This window comes from Mesorhizobium sp. M7A.F.Ca.ET.027.03.2.1 (assembly GCF_003999175.1).
Taxonomy (GTDB): Bacteria; Pseudomonadota; Alphaproteobacteria; order Rhizobiales; family Rhizobiaceae; genus Mesorhizobium.
In genome coordinates this window covers 1-473 of record NZ_RZOM01001879.1, presented here as the reverse complement: position 1 = coordinate 473, position 473 = coordinate 1, and the positions used below count along the sequence as shown (strand labels likewise).

1 pseudogene is annotated in these 473 nt (G+C 63.0%); it reads left to right on the top strand.

Annotated elements, in window-relative coordinates:
• Positions 1-69: 69 nt before the first annotated feature.
• A pseudogene (locus EN750_RS38570) lies at positions 70-473 on the top strand (DNA-binding protein); the annotation flags it as partial.

The window sequence follows — 473 nt, the reverse complement described above, 5'->3', positions numbered from 1 at the left end:
GCCGCACTCCATGCCTTCGTCCTGCAGGTCTTCTATCGTTTCGCGCCGAACACGTGCCTGGAGATCAGCATGAAGAGCGGCAGCTTCAGCCAGGTTGACGGTCTTGCCGAGACCTCCTGGGCCAAGGAGATCGCCGAGCGGCACGAAGCCTGGGACCGCGATTTGCCCGATGAGGCGGAAGGCCTGTGGGACTTCCTTCTCGGCCTCGATGAAGCAAGCCGCAAGGCGCTTTTCGCTCACTGCGTCTCGCTGACCCTCAATGCGGTGGTCGAACCCTGGAACAGGCGAGCGAAGGCGCTCGAGCATGTAGACGTGCTTGGCCGCTCGCTCCAGTTCGACATGGTCAACGCCGGCTGGGCGCCCACGGTCGAGTTCCTCGGACGGCTTACCAAGGCGCGGATTCTACAGGCTGTCCGGGAAGCGCGTGGCGCAGACTCCGCGCAGCTGATCGACCACATGAAGAAGGACATCAT